Annotated in this window: 19 protein-coding genes; 17 read left to right on the forward strand and 2 right to left on the reverse strand. The window is 31.2% G+C overall.

All coding sequences use genetic code 11. The features are described 5' to 3' along the window. Positions 1-2: 2 nt before the first annotated feature. Both cmeE and cmeD read right to left on the reverse strand, forming a co-directional pair. Positions 3-743: a multidrug efflux RND transporter periplasmic adaptor subunit CmeE gene (cmeE, locus tag BGS40_RS02275; protein WP_096738321.1), complete on the reverse strand. Its 741-nt coding sequence runs from the start codon at positions 741-743 to the stop codon at positions 3-5. Beyond that, positions 740-2,014 (reverse strand): multidrug efflux RND transporter outer membrane subunit CmeD, encoded by a 1,275-nt coding sequence (cmeD, locus tag BGS40_RS02280; RefSeq protein ID WP_096738322.1) that lies wholly within the window; start codon positions 2,012-2,014, stop codon positions 740-742. The genes cmeE and cmeD overlap by 4 nt, the downstream gene beginning before the upstream one ends. A 125-nt stretch (positions 2,015-2,139) precedes the next feature. On the opposite strand from cmeD, the gene lepA reads away from it, so the two are divergent. The 17 genes from lepA to BGS40_RS02365 all read left to right on the forward strand — a co-directional run bounded on the left by lepA (position 2,140) and on the right by BGS40_RS02365 (position 18,150). After that, positions 2,140-3,936 (forward strand): translation elongation factor 4, encoded by a 1,797-nt coding sequence (lepA, locus tag BGS40_RS02285; RefSeq protein WP_002837927.1) that lies wholly within the window; start codon positions 2,140-2,142, stop codon positions 3,934-3,936. A 76-nt stretch (positions 3,937-4,012) separates the two neighbouring features. Beyond that, positions 4,013-4,657 (forward strand): outer membrane lipoprotein MapA, encoded by a 645-nt coding sequence (gene mapA, locus BGS40_RS02290; RefSeq protein ID WP_002852941.1) that lies wholly within the window; start codon positions 4,013-4,015, stop codon positions 4,655-4,657. After that, entirely contained in the window at positions 4,654-5,229 is a 576-nt protein-coding gene (locus tag BGS40_RS02295) for a ComF family protein (RefSeq protein WP_002853564.1), read from the forward strand. The genes mapA and BGS40_RS02295 overlap by 4 nt, the downstream gene beginning before the upstream one ends. Positions 5,230-5,269: 40 nt before the next feature. Next, a complete protein-coding gene (gyrA, locus tag BGS40_RS02300; protein ID WP_002869125.1) occupies positions 5,270-7,858 on the forward strand; it encodes a DNA topoisomerase (ATP-hydrolyzing) subunit A in 2,589 nt (862 codons plus the stop codon). Positions 7,859-7,926: 68 nt separating this feature from the next. Continuing rightward, the gene (gene flgP / locus BGS40_RS02305) at positions 7,927-8,442 is read left to right on the forward strand and encodes a flagellar assembly lipoprotein FlgP (protein WP_002852972.1); all 516 of its coding nucleotides are present in this window, start codon (positions 7,927-7,929) and stop codon (positions 8,440-8,442) included. Beyond that, positions 8,418-8,867 (forward strand): flagellar assembly protein FlgQ, encoded by a 450-nt coding sequence (flgQ, locus tag BGS40_RS02310; protein WP_002888259.1) that lies wholly within the window; start codon positions 8,418-8,420, stop codon positions 8,865-8,867. The genes flgP and flgQ overlap by 25 nt, the downstream gene beginning before the upstream one ends. 56 nt (positions 8,868-8,923) lie before the next feature. Then, entirely contained in the window at positions 8,924-10,225 is a 1,302-nt protein-coding gene (locus BGS40_RS02315; protein ID WP_002919906.1) for a sigma-54-dependent transcriptional regulator, read from the forward strand. Then, complete coding sequence (locus BGS40_RS02320; protein WP_096738323.1) at positions 10,225-11,256, forward strand: aspartate-semialdehyde dehydrogenase; 1,032 nt, start codon at positions 10,225-10,227, stop codon at positions 11,254-11,256. The genes BGS40_RS02315 and BGS40_RS02320 overlap by 1 nt, the downstream gene beginning before the upstream one ends. 8 nt (positions 11,257-11,264) lie before the next feature. Further along, positions 11,265-11,771 carry a YqhA family protein gene (locus BGS40_RS02325; protein ID WP_002852919.1) on the forward strand — a complete coding sequence of 169 codons (507 nt, stop codon included), beginning with the start codon at positions 11,265-11,267 and terminating at the stop codon, positions 11,769-11,771. A 51-nt stretch (positions 11,772-11,822) separates the two neighbouring features. Next, complete coding sequence (locus BGS40_RS02330) at positions 11,823-12,014, forward strand: mini-MOMP protein (RefSeq protein ID WP_052793801.1); 192 nt, start codon at positions 11,823-11,825, stop codon at positions 12,012-12,014. 8 nt (positions 12,015-12,022) lie between these two features. Then, the gene (locus tag BGS40_RS02335; RefSeq protein ID WP_052793802.1) at positions 12,023-12,457 is read left to right on the forward strand and encodes a c-type cytochrome; all 435 of its coding nucleotides are present in this window, start codon (positions 12,023-12,025) and stop codon (positions 12,455-12,457) included. Between the two features lie 30 nt (positions 12,458-12,487). Then, positions 12,488-13,603 carry an ABC transporter substrate-binding protein gene (locus tag BGS40_RS02340; RefSeq protein WP_087691989.1) on the forward strand — a complete coding sequence of 372 codons (1,116 nt, stop codon included), beginning with the start codon at positions 12,488-12,490 and terminating at the stop codon, positions 13,601-13,603. Positions 13,604-13,624: 21 nt separating this feature from the next. Next, on the forward strand, positions 13,625-14,734 hold the full coding sequence (locus tag BGS40_RS02345; RefSeq protein ID WP_052793804.1) for an ABC transporter substrate-binding protein: 1,110 nt from the start codon (positions 13,625-13,627) through the stop codon (positions 14,732-14,734). An 18-nt stretch (positions 14,735-14,752) separates the two neighbouring features. After that, a complete protein-coding gene (locus BGS40_RS02350) occupies positions 14,753-15,649 on the forward strand; it encodes a branched-chain amino acid ABC transporter permease (protein ID WP_002852952.1) in 897 nt (298 codons plus the stop codon). Then, positions 15,649-16,701 carry a branched-chain amino acid ABC transporter permease gene (locus BGS40_RS02355; protein ID WP_096738324.1) on the forward strand — a complete coding sequence of 351 codons (1,053 nt, stop codon included), beginning with the start codon at positions 15,649-15,651 and terminating at the stop codon, positions 16,699-16,701. The genes BGS40_RS02350 and BGS40_RS02355 overlap by 1 nt, the downstream gene beginning before the upstream one ends. Further along, positions 16,698-17,468 carry an ABC transporter ATP-binding protein gene (locus BGS40_RS02360; RefSeq protein WP_052793806.1) on the forward strand — a complete coding sequence of 257 codons (771 nt, stop codon included), beginning with the start codon at positions 16,698-16,700 and terminating at the stop codon, positions 17,466-17,468. The genes BGS40_RS02355 and BGS40_RS02360 overlap by 4 nt, the downstream gene beginning before the upstream one ends. Further along, positions 17,455-18,150 (forward strand): ABC transporter ATP-binding protein, encoded by a 696-nt coding sequence (locus BGS40_RS02365; RefSeq protein ID WP_096738325.1) that lies wholly within the window; start codon positions 17,455-17,457, stop codon positions 18,148-18,150. The genes BGS40_RS02360 and BGS40_RS02365 overlap by 14 nt, the downstream gene beginning before the upstream one ends. The last annotated feature ends 16 nt before the right edge of the window (positions 18,151-18,166 follow it).

Genomic DNA, 18,166 nt, shown 5'->3' on the forward strand with positions numbered 1-18,166 from the left:
TTTTAATCTTTAGTGATGATTCTACCTTCACCAAAAAGCCCTGGTGTTAGATTTGTGGTTTGCACTTCAGCATAAATTTTTCTTGTTTTTACTTCTATACTTGGATAAATAAGGCTGATTTTTCCTTTCAATTCTGTACCATTTTGATCGATTTTATAAAAGAAATCATCGCCTAATCTAACTTTATCTTTATATTTTTCATCAAAACTTAAAATCAGTTTGCTTTGTGGATAGGAAAAAATTTCTATTAAAGGTTGAGCTACTCCTCCTACTCCTTCGCCCACTTGTATAAATTTGTTTGCGATAATAGCATCATAAGGTGCGCGTAATTCTTTTTTTGCCATGATATTTTTATAATAAGCTATATCGATTTTTGCTTTGTTTAAATTTAAATTAGCAGCATCAAACTTAGCTTTCATATCTTCATAGCTTTGTTTGTCTATAACATTTTCTACAGCTTTGATTTTTTGCATCCTACTTTTGGTATTTTCGTATTCTACAAGGGCAAGTTGATAAGAATTTTGAGCATTTTGAAGAGCTATTTTTTCACTTTCTTGATCAAGAGCAAGTAAAAGTTCTCCTTTGCTGACTTTTTGTCCAATTTCTACAGGAATTTTTTGAACCAAACCTATGCTTTCAAGGGCAAGTTTGCTTTGTTTTGATGCTTCTACATTGAAACTTGCGTAAATTTCTTCGCCAAAGGCGCAATTAAAAACAAGAAGTAAAAATAGAATTTTTTTCATTCTTTAACCTTTGAATTAAGATCTATACCCGCATTAAAATAATAATTTGCTTTAGTAATTTCAAATTCATTTTTAGCAAGCTCTAAATCGCTTTGTGCTTTAAATTTAGCCTCTAAAGCTTGAAGATATTCTACATAAGAAACAAGTCCTGCTTGGTATTTTTTATCTACACTTTCAAAAGCTAAATTTGCAGCATTTAAGCTAAGATTAAGAGCTGAAATTTGTTCTTGTAAAACTTTTAAACTTTTGTCTAAATAATTTAATTCTTCTTTATTTTTTCTCTCGCTAAATCTTGCATTTGCATTGGCTATTTGAACATTTAAACGCTCTTTTTCAACTTCTTTCGCCCTTGCATTGAAATCAAAAATTTTCCATTCCATACCTAAAATAAATTGATTACCTTGAGAATATTTTTCTAAGAATTGATCCGCTAAATTTGCAAAAGGAGCTGGAACTTTTGGATTATAATTGTTTTTATAAAAGTTAAAATTATCTTGAATATAAAATTTTGGAAAATATTCAGCTTTTGCTAAATTTACACTTTCTTTAGCAAGATTGATTTGTTCTTTAGCTATCATTACTTCATAGTTTTGACTTTTTTCTTGTTGCGGATTTTCTAAAAAAGCATTCCCTTGCACTTTAAAATCTGTATCGCTTAAAATTTTAATCTCTTTTTGTATATTGGCAAGTTTTAATTCATTTTGACTGAGCTCTAATAAGCTTAAATGGTATTTAGCCTTAATGCTTTCAAGTTCATCTTTAGGGCTAAGTCCTGCGTCGTAAAATTTTTGCAATCTTTCAAAAGTTGATTTTAAAAAAGATACTTTTTGTTGATTGGCTAGTAAAATTTTTTCAAGACTTAAGGTGTTAAAATAAAGTGTGATTGCATTTAGGGCAAGGTAATTTTTATTTTGTTCTTTGTCTAAAAGGCTTAATTTTTCTCTGCTTTCTAAAGCTCTTAAATTAGCCTCTCTAGCGCCCCCATCAAAAAGCAAAAAATTAAGAGAAACTTTAGCAAATAAACTTTCTTGTGGATCGATAATGAAGCGATCTTTATTGTTGGCTACATAAGCTGAGTTTAGACTAAGAGAGGGTAGGTAATTTCTAAAAGCTTGTTCTTTGTCTAAATTTGCTTGTTCGCTTTGCATTTGCTTAATGAGATAGGATTCATTATTTTGACTTAGTGCTATAAATTCGTGCAAATTAGAAGCTAACATTACTAAGGGATAAAGAGCTAAAAATATAGCTGATTTTAAATATTTTTCAAGCATTTGATATTTTAATATGCTTTATATAAATTTCAATTGAAGTTTTTTATATAAAATAAAATTTATTTGTTTTAAACATAAATTTTGTTAAAATCCTAGCTTTAAAATTTTATATTTAGGATGAAATTTTGTCGGTAAAAAATATTAGAAATTTTTCTATTATAGCTCATATAGATCATGGAAAATCTACTCTTGCAGATAGGATTATTAGTGAGTGTGGTGCTATTAGCGATAGGCAGATGAGTTCACAAGTTATGGATACTATGGATATAGAAAAAGAGCGTGGTATCACCATAAAAGCACAATCAGTGCGTTTAAATTATAAATTTAATAATGAAAATTTTGTTTTAAATCTTATTGATACTCCTGGCCATGTGGATTTTTCTTATGAAGTGAGTCGTTCTTTGGCAAGTTGTGAAGGGGCTTTGCTTGTAGTAGATGCTTCTCAAGGTGTTGAAGCACAGACTATAGCTAATGTTTATATAGCGCTTGAAAATAATCTTGAAATCATTCCTGTGATTAATAAAATCGATTTACCTAATGCTGATGTTGAGAAAGTAAAGCATGAAATCGAGCATATTATAGGTATAGATTGCAAAGATGCAATTTGCGTGAGTGCAAAAACAGGAGTGGGTATAAAAGAGCTTATAGAAACAATTATTACTAAAATCCCTGCACCAAAAACAGATGATGAAGCTCCTACTAAGGCTTTAATTTATGATTCTTGGTTTGATAATTATTTGGGTGCTTTGGCTTTGGTTAGGATTTATGAAGGAAGTATTGCTAAAAACGATGAAGTTTTAGTCATGAGTACGGATAAAAAACATATAGTTCAAGATCTTTTTTATCCCCACCCTTTAAGTCCAATTAAAACTCAATCTTTACAATCAGGCGAAGTAGGTGTGGTGGTTTTAGGGCTTAAAACCGTAGGTGATGTACAAGTAGGCGATACCATCACTTTGGTAAAAAACAAAGCTAAAGAAGCCATAGGTGGTTTTGAAAAGGCTAAAGCTTTTGTGTTTGCGGGACTTTATCCTATAGAAACGGATAAATTTGAAGATTTAAGAGATGCTTTGGATAAATTAAAGCTTAATGATAGTTCTATTACTTATGAGCCTGAAACTTCTTTGGCCTTAGGCTTTGGTTTTAGGGTAGGATTTTTAGGGCTTTTACATATGGAAGTTATCAAAGAAAGGCTTGAGAGAGAATTTAATCTTGATTTGATTGCTACAGCTCCAACTGTGACTTATGAAATTTATCAAACCGATGGAGAGCTTATTAAAATTCAAAATCCTAGCGAGCTTCCTCCTGTTAATAAAATCGATCATATAAAAGAGCCTTATGTTAAAGCTACTATCATTACTCCAAGTGAATTTTTAGGGAATTTAATCACTCTTTTAAATCGCAAAAGAGGAGTGCAGGTTAAAATGGACTATATCACACCTGAGCGTGTTTTGCTAGAATATGATGTGCCTTTAAATGAGATTGTGATGGATTTTTATGATAAATTAAAGTCCTTAACAAAAGGTTATGCGAGTTTTGATTATGAGCCTATAGAATTTAGAGTAGGGGATTTGGTAAAACTTGATATTAAGGTAGCGGGTGAAAATGTTGATGCGCTAAGCATTATCGTGCCTAATGAAAAAGCGCAAAGTAAAGGAAGAGAACTTGTTAGTGCTATGAAAGAAATAGTTCCTAGACAGCTTTTTGAAGTGGCCATTCAAGCAAGTATTGGAAATAAAATCATCGCAAGAGAAACTGTTAAATCCATGGGTAAAAATGTGACAGCAAAATGTTATGGTGGGGATATTACTAGAAAAAGAAAGCTTTTAGAAAAGCAAAAAGAAGGTAAAAAAAGAATGAAAGCTATAGGTAAGGTAAATTTACCTCAAGAGGCTTTTTTGAGTGTTTTAAAGATAGATTGATGATAAATTTAAAACTTGGCTTGAAATTTGCTTGTATTTTTAATACAATTTTAAAATAATTTTCTAAGGAGAAAAAATGTTTAAAAAATTTTTGATTTTTATAGTGCCTATTTTATTTTTGAGTGCTTGTGCAACTAAACAAGATACTTTTGCTCAAGTTAATCAAATTTCTAAAAATTCTCAATGCAGTTCTTGTGAAAGTCCTGGTGGTTTTGAAGCAAAGATTAAAGGGCTTTTGTACATTAGCGATGTTGGAATTCAATGTTGTGCCAATAAACGCACTTTAGACACCGGTATTGCTTTGAAAAAGGTTTATTTACATAGATTTTATGATTTAAAAGAAGGGCAAAAGGTTTTAAATGCTAAAGGGAAAAAGTTATTTGTTGATGTGAATTTTAATGCGGTATTTTATACTTATTTAAAACAAGAACTTGAAGCTAGAGGAATAGTTGTGCTTGACAATAACGATCAAAATTCACCTTATGTGAGTAAGATTGATTTAGAATTTATATCTTATGGAGCAACTCAAGATGCTATAGGATTACATTCAAAACTAGTAGGAGTTTTGCAAGTTAGTGATATAAATAAAAATAAGAAATTTACAATCCGCACCAAGCAAGATGTACAAGGTTTTGATGATTTAAAAGAAACAACTTTTTATACTCATTTGTTAATAAAACAAATGGCAAATAAAGCAGCTAGTTTAATCTCTGAACTTTGAGGTGTATAAATTGCGGAGCTTTTGCTCTGCTCTGCTTTTGTGAATTATGCGAGCTAGAGCTTTCTGAATTTTCCTTAAATGTAAGAAAGCTTGATAATAATTTCAAAGTCTATTCTTTTTATAAATACCATGAAATACAACACTTGCTTCACTCTAAACATTATTTTTATGGTTATTTTGTTTATAAAATGCTTGCTAAATTAAGTTTTGCAAAATTTAAAGATTTTTTTGATCCTAGAATGACAATTAATGTTATAGCTTTAGATGATAAGGTTGAAGATATGCTTTATTCGCATTCTGCTATTTTAGCTAGATATCTTAAAACAAAATTTGTAAAACCTGTTTTTAATGTTTTAAAAGCACAAAATCATATTAAATATTCTGGAAAAAGTTTAGAATTTCGTCAAAAACATAAAAGAAATTACAAACTCTTAAAAACCATTCACGAACCTGTAATTTTAGTAGATGATATTGTAACGACTGGTTCTAGCCTTTTGGAAGCTAAAAAAGTTTTAGAAGAAAATAAAATTTCTGTACTTTTTGCTCTTGTTTTAGCTGATGCAAAAGTTTAATATGCTATAATCAAAACTTTGAACTAATAGAAGGATTTTTATGGAGAATATTTTTAGCAAGGATTCTGATATTGAACTTGTAGATATAGAAAATTCTATAAAAAGTAGTTACTTAGACTATTCTATGAGTGTTATTATAGGTCGTGCTTTGCCTGACGCAAGAGATGGTTTAAAGCCTGTTCATAGAAGAATTTTATATGCTATGCAAAATGATGAGGCAAAAAGTAGAACAGATTTTGTCAAATCAGCCCGTATAGTGGGTGCTGTTATAGGTCGTTATCATCCACATGGAGATACAGCAGTTTATGATGCTTTGGTTAGAATGGCTCAAGATTTTTCTATGAGATATCCAAGTATTACAGGACAAGGCAACTTTGGATCTATAGATGGTGATAGCGCTGCTGCGATGCGTTATACTGAAGCAAAAATGAGTAAACTTTCTCATGAGCTTTTAAAAGATATAGATAAAGATACGGTCGATTTTGTTCCAAATTATGATGGTTCAGAAAGTGAACCTGATGTCTTACCTTCTAGGGTTCCAAATTTATTATTAAATGGTTCAAGTGGTATAGCTGTAGGTATGGCGACAAACATCCCACCTCATAGTTTAAATGAGTTGATAGATGGACTTTTATATTTGCTCGATAGTAAAGATGCAAGCTTAGAAGAGATTATGCAGTTTATCAAAGGTCCAGATTTTCCAACAGGTGGAATAATTTATGGTAAAAAAGGTATTATAGAAGCTTATCGCACAGGGCGTGGTCGCGTGAAAGTGCGCGCTAAAACTCATATTGAAAAAAAGACAAATAAAGATGTTATTGTTATAGATGAGCTTCCTTATCAAACCAATAAAGCTAGGCTTATAGAGCAGATTGCAGAGCTTGTTAAAGAAAAGCAAATTGAAGGAATATCTGAAGTAAGAGATGAGAGCAATAAAGAAGGAATCCGCGTTGTTATAGAGCTTAAACGTGAGGCTATGAGTGAAATTGTTTTAAATAATCTATTTAAATCTACTACTATGGAAAGTACTTTTGGTGTGATTATGTTGGCAATTCACAATAAAGAACCTAAAATTTTCTCTTTGTTAGAACTTTTAAATCTTTTCTTAACCCATAGAAAAACAGTTATTATTAGAAGAACGATTTTTGAACTTCAAAAGGCAAGAGCAAGAGCTCATATTTTAGAAGGTCTTAAAATTGCACTTGATAATATAGATGAAGTGATTGCTTTAATTAAAAATAGTTCTGATAATAATACCGCAAGAGATTCTTTGGTAGCTAAATTTGGTCTTAGTGAGCTTCAAGCCAATGCTATTTTAGATATGAAACTTGGTCGTTTAACAGGACTTGAAAGAGAAAAAATCGAAAATGAACTTGCAGAATTAATGAAAGAAATTGCAAGACTTGAAGAAATTTTAAAAAGTGAAACCTTGCTTGAAAATTTAATTCGCGATGAATTAAAAGAAATTAGAAGTAAATTTGATGTGCCACGTATTACTCAAATTGAAGATGATTATGATGATATTGATATTGAAGATTTGATTCCTAATGAAAATATGGTTGTAACTATTACGCATCGTGGTTATATTAAGCGTGTGCCTAGTAAACAATATGAAAAGCAAAAACGAGGCGGAAAAGGAAAATTAGCCGTTACGACTTATGATGATGATTTTATAGAAAGTTTCTTTACGGCAAATACACATGATACACTTATGTTTGTAACAGATCGTGGACAGCTTTATTGGCTTAAAGTTTATAAAATTCCTGAAGGCTCAAGAACGGCTAAAGGAAAAGCAGTGGTAAATCTTATTAATTTACAAGCTGAAGAAAAAATCATGGCTATTATTCCAACCACGGATTTTGATGAGAGTAAATCTTTATGTTTCTTTACTAAAAATGGTATTGTAAAGCGTACAAATTTGAGTGAATATCAAAATATCAGAAGTGTAGGAGTTAGAGCGATCAACTTGGATGAAAATGATGAGTTGGTAACTGCTATTATTGTTCAAAGAGATGAAGATGAAATTTTTGCCACTGGTGGTGAAGAAAATTTAGAAAATCAAGAAATTGAAAATTTAGATGATGAAAATCTTGAAAATGAAGAAAGTGTAAGCACACAAGGTAAAATGCTCTTTGCAGTAACCAAAAAAGGTATGTGTATCAAATTCCCACTTGCTAAAGTGCGTGAAATCGGCCGTGTAAGTCGTGGGGTGACGGCTATTAAGTTTAAAGAGAAAAATGACGAATTAGTAGGTGCAGTTGTTATAGAAAATGATGAGCAAGAAATTTTAAGCATAAGTGCAAAAGGTATAGGAAAACGCACAAATGCTGGAGAATATAGATTGCAAAGCAGAGGTGGCAAGGGTGTAATTTGTATGAAACTTACAGAAAAAACCAAAGATCTTATTAGCGTAGTTATAGTAGATGAAACTATGGATTTGATGGCTCTTACAAGTTCAGGCAAGATGATACGTGTTGATATGCAAAGCATTAGAAAAGCAGGGCGTAATACGAGTGGTGTCATTGTAGTTAATGTGGAAAATGACGAGGTGGTTAGCATTGCTAAGTGTCCTAAAGAGGAAAATGATGAGGATGAGTTAAGCGATGAAAACTTTGGTTTAGATTTGTAATAAGTTTAAAGTTGGAACGCTTATTGCTTTTTATTTTTTACTAATTACAATATTTTGAAGGTGTAAAAATGAAAAAAATTTATTTTATGCTAGCAATAGCAGGAATTTTCGCTGGTTGTGTACCAAGTGCAAACAGTGCAACTAAAAATTCAAGTGCAAATAGCACTGCCCCATCTCAAGATGTTATCGTGCAAAAAGTCGATAAAGATGATGTGCGTGATATTATCAGAGAAGAAAAAATGTTGGCTCCAGATGCTAGCGAAACGGAACTTAGTTTTACAGCAGTTGGTGAAGGGATTGCTCCGATGAATACAGTTTCTACTGCTCAAGCCCTAGCTTTAGCAAAAAGAGCAGCGATTACAGATGCTTACAGACAGCTTGCAAGTAAGCTTTATGGTGTGAAAGTGAATGGTAAAGACACTGTAAAAGATGCAATGCTTAGAAGTTCAACTATTACTGCGCAAGTAAATGGTTTGATAAAAAATGCAAGTATTATTGATGAGAATTTTAATCAAGGGCTTTATAGGGTAAACTTAGAACTTAAAATCGATGCAGACAAGTGGAAAGAATTGTTTGCTTATTAATCTTTCTTAGCTTTAAGCTTTTTGCCCAAGATGAATTTATTTTTTGGGCAGAGCTTTCTAGTAAAAATTTCATTCTCTTTCATCAAAATCAAAATTTATCCTTAGCAATGACGCAAAGCGAAAATGTTGAAGAACAATGGGTATGTGAAATTTCTTATAGTGATCAAGATTTAAAAGTTTTACCTCGAACTTCTTTAGGATTGATTGATGATAATATGCCAAAAACAATTAAATTTAATTTTTTAAATTCTCATAAAGATGAATTAAGCGATTGCTTTATAGGAGCTAGAATCAGTGTTAAGGATATTGTTAATACTGACTTATTACATGCCCAAAGCGAAACTTATGTCAAAATTTTACCCTTGCGTTTTACCGTGGAATTTGGCGAACAAAATGCGATAATTTATTATCTTAAAAAAAAGTAAATTCAAAATTAAGCGCAAATTGGATACCATAGCAGAAATTTTTTAAAAGGCTTAGGATGAATTTAGTCATAGTAGAAGATGATATTAATATGCGCAAATCCTTAGAAATTGCATTAGCAGAGTATGAAGAATTTAATATTAAATCTTATAAATCTGCCACTGAGGCTTTAAAAAAAATAGATGATAATACAGATTTGATTATTACAGATATTAATATGCCAGGAATTGATGGCATAGAATTTGTTAAAGCCTGTGAAAATAAATATGATTTTATTATTATGACAGGAAATGCTACTTTAAGCCGTGCTATAGAAGCGGTTCGTTTGGGAGTAAAAGATTTTCTAACCAAGCCTTTTGATGTTGATACTTTAGTCGAGGCTATTAAGCGTGCTAAAATCATAAGAGAAAAAACAGCCGATAAAAAAAGCAAAAAAAATGAAAAAAAAGAAGAAAATAAAGATTTTTTTTCAACTTCTCCTAATTTAGAAAAAACATTAAATTTAAGTCAAAAAGCGGCTAAAACTGATGCCTCTGTAATGTTTTTTGGAGAGAGTGGAGTAGGAAAAGAGGTATTTTCTCGTTATATTCACACTCATTCTAAACGCTCTAATAAGCCTTTTGTTGCTATTAATATGGCAGCCATTCCTGCAAATTTGATTGAAAGTGAGCTTTTTGGTTTTGAAAAAGGTGCTTTTACTGATGCTAATGCAACTAAAATAGGGCTTTTTGAAATGGCTAATGAGGGCACTTTATTTTTAGATGAAATTGGCGAAATGCCTTATGAAATTCAAGCCAAACTTTTAAGAGCTTTGCAAGAAAAAGAAATTACGCGACTTGGAAGTACAAAAAGCATCAAAATAGATGTAAGAATTATCAGTGCAACTAATGCAAATTTGGATGAAAAAATAAAAAATGGCGAATTTCGTTCAGATTTATATTATCGTTTAAACACTGTTCCTATTAATATCCCGCCTTTAAGAGAGCGTAAAGAAGAAATTTTAGGTATAGCTCAAAAGGTTTTAGAAGATACTTGTAAAGAATATGATTTTAAGGAAAAACAGCTCAGCCAAGAAGCTAAAAATGCTTTACTTGAATATGATTTTCCTGGTAATATTAGAGAATTAATATCCGTTGTACAAAGAGCTTGTATTTTAAGTGAAAATGATGAAATTTCAAGTGAAGATTTGTTCTTAGAAGCTAGAAGTATAAAAAAAGATGTAAAAAATTTAGAGAAAGAATTGATTTGTGAAGTTCTTTTAAGTGTAGATTATGACAAGGATCAAGCTTCTCAAATTTTAGGTATGGATATAAAAATTTTAAATGAAAAAATTAAAAAATATCAAATAAAGGATAAGTAATGTCAAAAAAACAAAAAATAGCCATTGTGGGTGCTACTGGTGCGGTTGGGGAAGAACTTTTAAATGTTTTAGATGAACTTGATTTTCCATTGGAAAGTATTTTACCTTTAGCAAGTGTAAAAAGTGTAGGTAGTGAAGTAGAATTTAAAGGCAAAGCTTATAAAGTCAAAGAACTTACTGAAAATGTATTTAAAGAAAATCCTATTGATATTGCTTTTTTTAGCGCAGGTGGAAGTGTGAGTGAAAAATATGCTAAATTTGCAGTAGAATCTGGTGCTGTTGTTATTGATAATACAAGTCATTTTAGAATGGAAAAAGATGTTCCTTTGGTGGTTCCTGAATGCAATCCCGAGGATATTAAAGATTGGAAAAAAACAGGGATTATTGCTAATCCAAATTGTTCTACTATACAAATGGTGCAAGTTTTAAAACCTTTAAATGATGCATTTAATTTAAAGCGTGTTGATGTAAGTACCTATCAGGCTGCAAGTGGAGCAGGAAAAGAAGGAATGCAAGAATTGGTTGAAGCTATGCAAAGTTTTTTTGCTTTTAAACTTGATGAATTTGAACCTCAAACTTTTCCTTATACTTTGGCACTTAATCTTATTCCACAAATTGATGTTTTTATGGATAATGATTACACTAAAGAAGAACTTAAAATGATTAATGAAACTCAAAAAATTTTACATAAAAATTTAGAAGTTTCGGCAACTTGTGTTAGAGTGCCTGTTTTAAGAAGTCATAGTGAAGCCATTACTATGCATTTTGAAAAAGAAATAGATGTAAAAAAAGCTAAAGAAATTTTAAAAAAAGCACCAAGTGTTGTTGTCATAGATGATCCTAAAAATAAAAAATACCCTATGCCTTTAATGACAAGTGATACTAATGAAACTTATGTAGGAAGAATTCGCGCTGATGTGTATGATAAAAAAATACTACATCTTTGGTGTGTAGCAGATCAAATTCGCGTAGGTGCTGCAACAAATGCTGTGCGTATTGCGCAAAAATGGTTAGAATTAAAAAATGAATAAGGAAAAAAATGTTAGAGAAAATATTTGAATCTTTGCTTGTTAGAAGTCGTATTGTTACAATTTTACCCGTAATTTTTGGTTTAATTGGGGCTTTTGTATTGTTTTTTATTGCAAGTTATGATGTTTTAAAGGTTATATTTTATACTTATAATTATTTTTTTGATGCAGGTTCTAATGTGGATTTGCATGAGGATGTGGTGGCTTTAATTATAGGGGCTGTTGATCTTTATCTTATGGCTTTAGTTTTGTTTATTTTTTCTTTTGGAGTTTATGAGCTTTTTATCAGCGAAATAGAAGAATTTAAACAAACAAAACAAAGCAAGGTTTTAGAGGTGCATAGCTTAGATCAATTAAAAGACAAGCTTGCAAAAGTTATCATTATGGTCTTAGTGGTAAATTTCTTTCAAAGGGTTTTGCAGATGAAATTTGCTACTCCTGTGGATATGGCTTTTCTTGCTGGATCGATTTTAGCTCTTTGTGTAGGACTTTATTTTTTACATAAAGGTGGTCATTAACAAGGATTATCTTTTTTTGATATAATCGTTTTTTGTGTTTAAAGAATAAAAATGAAAAAAATATTTTTAATTGGTATGATTTTAAATCATTTTGTTTTTGCAGCTCCATTAGATGAAGTCTTTAAAGATATAGAAGTTTCAGGGACTGTTCGTTATTGCTATGATATTAAAAAAGAAAAAAATTACAACAAAAAAACACATAGATATCAAAATAAAACACAAACGGAAATTACAATAAAATAAGGAAAATCATGATTGCACGCTGGTTGTTTATTAGTTCAATATTTGTTGTTGCGCTTTTTGGTATTAACTTGAAATCATTTTTTACTTATACCTTTGATGCAAATAAGCAATATGATATGGAAAAAGCGAAGGCTTTGTATTTTCAAAATAAATGCAATACTTGCCATGGAGATAATGCTGAAAAGAGTGTTATAGGATCTAGAATTTTAAAAGATATGTCTCCTGAGGATATTAAAGGAGCTTTGATAGGTTATACTCTTGATAGTAGTAGTTCTACAACAGCTTCTCAAATGGCTTTTTATGCTAGAAATTTAAGCCACGAGGATGTAGATAATATTATTGCTTATATTAAAGGTGGAAATTTTGCACTTGATTTGCAAGTAAAAGACCTTCTTGAAGAAGAACCTGCGCAAAAAACAAAACATAATATATTTCTAAAATAAAATGTAAAAACTATAATTAAAAGGAATGCTATGAAAAAACTAACTTTAACTTTAGGTGTTTTAACTATGGTAAATTGCTTATATGCTAAGGATATTAATATAGGAGTAGTTTTACCTTTAACTGGAACTGTGGCAGCTTATGGGCAAGATGTTTTTAACGGAATTGAACTGGCTAATAAGCTACAGCCAAAACTTTCAAATGGAGATGTTGTTAAACTTATCACAATAGATACAAAAGGAGATAAGCTTGAAACTTCAAATGGAGTTAATCGTTTAATAGCAACAGATAAAGTCCTTGGGATTATTGGTGAAGCTACAACTCCAAATACCATTCAAGCTATTTCTATAGTAGAAGAGAAAAAAATTCCACTAATAGCTCCAGTGGCATCTGGAGATAAATTGCTAGATAAAAAGAAATATGCAAGTAGAGTTTGTTTTAAAGATAGTTTTCAAGGAGATAAATTTGCCACTTATATATCTAAGGATTTAAGGCTTAAAAATGCTGTTATCATTATAGATCAAAGCAATGTTTATTCTTTAGGTTTGGCAAGAGCTTTTGAAAATTCTTTTAAGAATAATGGTGGAAAAATTATAAAAAAACTTGTTATTAATTCAGGAGATAAAGATTTTAGAGCTGTGGTTTCTCAACTTAAGAGTTTAAATCCTGATTTTGTTTATATGCCTATTTATCATCCTGAAGCTGCTTTAATTGCGAGACAAGCAAGACAAGTTGGTTTTGATAAACTTTTAGCAGCAGGAGATGGTGTTAATAATCAAACTTTTATAGATCTTGGCGGAAGTGCTGTTAATGGAGTAATTTTCACTGATAGTTTTGATTATAACAATCCATCTACACAATTAGGAAAAGATTTTGTTGTAGCTTATGAGAAAGTGAAAGGAACAAAAGAACTTCCAGCATTTTCGGCTATGGGGGCTGATGCGTATTTTGTAATGTTGAATGCTATGAATGCTTGCGTTGATAATCTTAACAGCGAATGTATTAATAGTAAAATTCATCAAACTAAAGATTTTCAAGCTGTTGGTGGTGTGATTAGCATAGATGAAAGCGGTAATGCTATTCGTTCTGTTGTGATTAAAGAAATTCAAAATCAAAAACAAAATTATAAAACAATTATAAATCCATAATTACTAAAATAAAGGTAGAGAATGAAAAAAAGTTTAATTTTAGCAAGTATTCTAAGTTTAAGTTTAAGTGCTGCGGAAGTTAAAATAGGAGTTGTTTTACCGCTTAGCGGAGCTACTGCAGCATATGGGCAAAGTGCACTAGAAGGGATTAAACTTGCAAATTCAATGCAATCAACTTTAAGTAATGGAGATAGGGTTTCTCTTGCTATTATTGATACTAAAGGTGATAAATTAGAATCTTCGAGTGGAGCAAATCGTTTAGTTTCTCAAGATAAAGTTATAGGTCTTATAGGAGAAATGGTTACTGCTAATACATTGCAAGTTATGCGCGTAGCAGAAGATAATAAAATTCCATTGATCGCTCCTGCTGCAACTGGTGATAGATTGCTTGATAAAAAAATATATTCTTCTCGAGTATGTTTTATGGACAGTTTTCAAGGTTCATCTTTAGCAAAATATGTTTTTTCAAAACTTAATTACAAAAGTGCTGTTATTGTAGTAGATCAAAGCACTGACTATTCCTTAGGTTTAGCAAAAGCTTTTGAAAAACAGTACAAGTCTAATGGTGGTCAAATTCTTAGAATTTTAAGAGTTAATTCAGGTGATAAAGATTTTAGAGCTATTGTAGCTCAAGTTAAAAGTTTAAATCCAGAATTTATTTTTTTACCGCTTTATTATAGCGAAGCTTCTTTATTTGCAAGACAATCAAAACTCGCAGGTTTAAATATTCCTATGGGTTCTGCAGATGGAGTTGCTGATCAAACTTTTATTAGTTTAGCTGGAGATGCAAGCGAGGGTTATATTTTCACAGATAGTTTTGATGCTAATAATCCAACTACAAAATTAAGCAAAGAATTTATCAGTGTTTATGAAAAAGCTAAAGGAACAAAAGAAGTTCCAAATTTTTCGGCTATGGGTGCTGATGCGTATTTTGTAATGTTAAATGCTATGAATGCTTGCGTTGAAAATCTTACTAGTAAGTGTGTCAATGAAAAAATTCACCAAACTAAAAATTATCAAGGTGTTTCTGGTGTTATCAGTATTGATCAAACAGGAAATGCAACTCGTTCTGTAGTGGTTAAAGAAATTAAAAATCAGAAGCAAAATTATAAAGATATTATCAATCCTTAAAGGAAAAATAGAAAGATTATGGATTCTACTTTATTTTTACAACAACTTGTTAATGGACTTAGTTTGGGCAGTATGTATGCCCTTATTGCTGTTGGCTATACTATGGTTTATGGCGTGTTAAGACTTATTAATTTTGCTCACGGCGATATTATGATGGTTGGTGCTTATGCGGCTCTTTTTTGCATGACTAATCTAAATGTTCCTTTTCTAGGAGCTTTGTCTTTAGCAATGATTTTTGCTGCTTGTGTTGGAATAGCTACAGATAGAATCGCTTATAAACCTTTAAGACAGGCTCCTAGAATTTCCTTGTTGATTACAGCAATCGGTATTAGTTTTTTCTTGCAAAATCTTTTTAATATGCTTTTTACTTCAACACCTAGAACTTTTACACCGCCAAGTTATTTTGAGGAAAGTGTTAATTTTGGTGGAGTGATAACAACTTATGGTTCTTTAATGGTTCCTGCTCTTACATTTGTTATTTTAATAGCGGTGTTATGGATTTTGTATAAAAGCAAATATGGTATAGCTATTCGTGCTTTGGCATTTGATATACAAACAGTAAATTTAATGGGTATAGATGCAAATCGTATTATTGCTATAGTTTTTGCCCTAGGTTCAGCTTTGGCAGCAGTTGGGGGTGTTTTTTGGGCTGCAAATTATTACTCTGTTGAACCTACTATGGGAACTTTAATAGGTTTGAAAGCTTTTGCTGCTGCAGTTTTAGGAGGTATAGGTTCTGTGGTAGGTGCAGTTTTGGGTGGACTTATTATAGGATTTACTGAAGTTGTTGTTGTGGCTTTTTTTCCAGATTTATCAGGCTTTAAAGATGCATTTGCTTTTATTTTTTTGGTGTTTATATTGTTATTTAGGCCTACGGGAATTTTAGGTATAAATTTTGAAAAGAGTAGGTTTTGATGATGGTTAGAATTAAGGTTTTACATTTAATCTTTTTAATTGCTTCAATTATTTTTATTTTCATTTCTCCTTATATTTTTGGGGATTATGGATTAAACATTGTTAATCAAATTGCTATTTTTATTATTTTGGCTGTGAGTTACAATCTTATTAATGGTGTAACTGGACAATTTTCACTAGAACCCAATGGATTTGTTGCGATTGGAGCTTATGCGGCTGCTTTAGTTCTTTTAAGTGCTGATGCAAAAAATGATCAGTTTTTTTTAGATGGTCCTAGTTCTTTTATTTTAGCTATCCATTCAAATTCCTTTATTCTAGCTTTAATTATGGCTGGAATTTGTTCATCTTTACTTGCCCTGATTTTGGCTTTTGCTGTATTTCGCGTGAGAGGGGATTACTTGGCTATTGTAACTTTAGGCTTTGGAATAATTATTAAAATAGCTGCTATTAATTTTCCTTCTATTACTAATGGCTCAAGAGGGCTGGTAGATATTCCACAATTTTCCACGATCTATTGGACGGGTGGTATTGCTATTGTAGCGGTTATTTTAATTTTAAATATAGTTTATTCTAAATATGGTCGTGCAATGAAGGCTATAAGAGATGATGAAGATGCTGCAAGCGCTATGGGAATAAATACTTTTTGGATAAAAACTTTAGCTTTTAGCACTTCAGCATTTTTAGAAGGTGTAGGTGGCGGACTTTTGGCTTGTCTGTTGACTACCGTATCTCCAACTCAATTTGATTTTTTACTTACTTTTCAACTTTTGATTATTATTGTTTTGGGTGGACTTGGTTCTACTACAGGTGCTATTATAGGTGCGATATTGGTTATTGGTGGAAGCGAGTGGCTTAGATTTTTAGATGAGTTAAATATAAAAATAGATTCTTTAAATCTTGATATCCAATCAACACCAGGGCTTAGAATGGTTGTTTTTTCTATTGTTCTGATTTTGGTAATGCTTTTTGCAAGAAAAGGCATAATGGGTTATTACGAGTTGAGTGATGTGATTAGAGGGATTAAAAAGCGTTTTAAAAGGAGTAAAAAATGATTTTGGAATTAAAACAAATTTCAAAAAGTTTTGGTAGTGTTAAGGCTATTAATGAAACTTCTTTTAAAATCAATGAGGGCGAAATTTTTGCTTTAATTGGACCTAATGGGGCTGGTAAAACAACTCTTTTTAATATTATAACAGGTAACTATAAACCTAGTTCAGGTTCGGTTGAATTTCTAGGAGAAAGAATTGATCACTTAAAACCTCATAAGATTGTGCATTTAGGAATAGCTAGAACATTTCAAAATATTAGGCTTTTTTCAAGTATGAATGTACTTGAAAATGTTCTTATTGGTTTTAATAAACAAATGAAATATAATATTTTTGAAGCCTTTTTGCATTTAGGGCGTTTTGGAAAAATAGAACAAGTATTTAAAGAGAAGGCTTATACAATATTAGAAGAACTTGGTATTGTAGAATTTGCCAATGAAAAGGCTACTAGCTTAAGTTATGGACAACAAAGAAAAGTTGAGATTGCAAGAGCAATGGCTACTCAGCCAAGATTATTATTGCTTGATGAGCCAGCCGCTGGGATGAATAGCTCTGAGAGCGATGAACTTGCTGAGCTCATTTTTAAATTACGAAAAGATTATAAAATTAGCGTTTTGCTTATAGAGCATGATATGAAATTTGTCAATAAATTGTGTGATCGTGTATTGGTGCTTGATTATGGAAAAACAATTTTTGAAGGTAAACTTTGCGATGCTGTAAATCATAAAGAAGTAATTGCTGCGTATTTAGGGGATTTTGATGCTAATAGTTAAAGATTTGCATGTTTATTATGGATTAATTGAAGCTGTTAAAGGGATTGATTTTAAAGTGGAAACAGGTCATATTGTTTCTCTTGTAGGTTCAAATGGAGCAGGTAAAACTTCAACTTTAAATGCGCTTTTAAATTCAGCTAAAAGAACCGGTGAGGTTAATTTCTTAGGTTATGATACTAAAAGGCATTTAACTCATACTTTAGTTCAAAAAGGTATAGCTTTAGTTCCTGAAGGAAGGCGTGTTTTTATTAATTTAAGCGTAGAGGAAAATTTAAAAATAGGTGCTTTTAATAATGCTGAAAATTATGAGCATTTAAGAGAGCAAATGTATAAACTTTTTCCAAGACTTGCAAGCAAAAAGCATGCTTTAGCTGGAACATTGAGTGGAGGGGAAGCACAAATGCTTGCGATTTCAAGGGCTTTAATGAGCGAACCAAAACTTTTGATGTTGGATGAGCCTTCTTTGGGACTTGCTCCAAAGATTGTGGGTGAAGTTTTTGATATTATTGTGCGTTTAAAAGAAGAGGGTATAACTATTCTTTTGGTAGAGCAAAATGCTTATTCTGCATTAAAAATAAGCGATTATGCTTATGTTTTGGAAAATGGTCATATTGTAATGAAAAACGAGGCTAAAAATTTAATAGGTGATGATGAGATTAGAAAGAAATATTTAGGGCTTTAAAATTTAAAGGAAAAAG

Source organism: Campylobacter sp. 107 (genome assembly GCF_002383835.1).
GTDB classification, from domain to species: Bacteria; Campylobacterota; Campylobacteria; order Campylobacterales; family Campylobacteraceae; genus Campylobacter_D; species Campylobacter_D jejuni.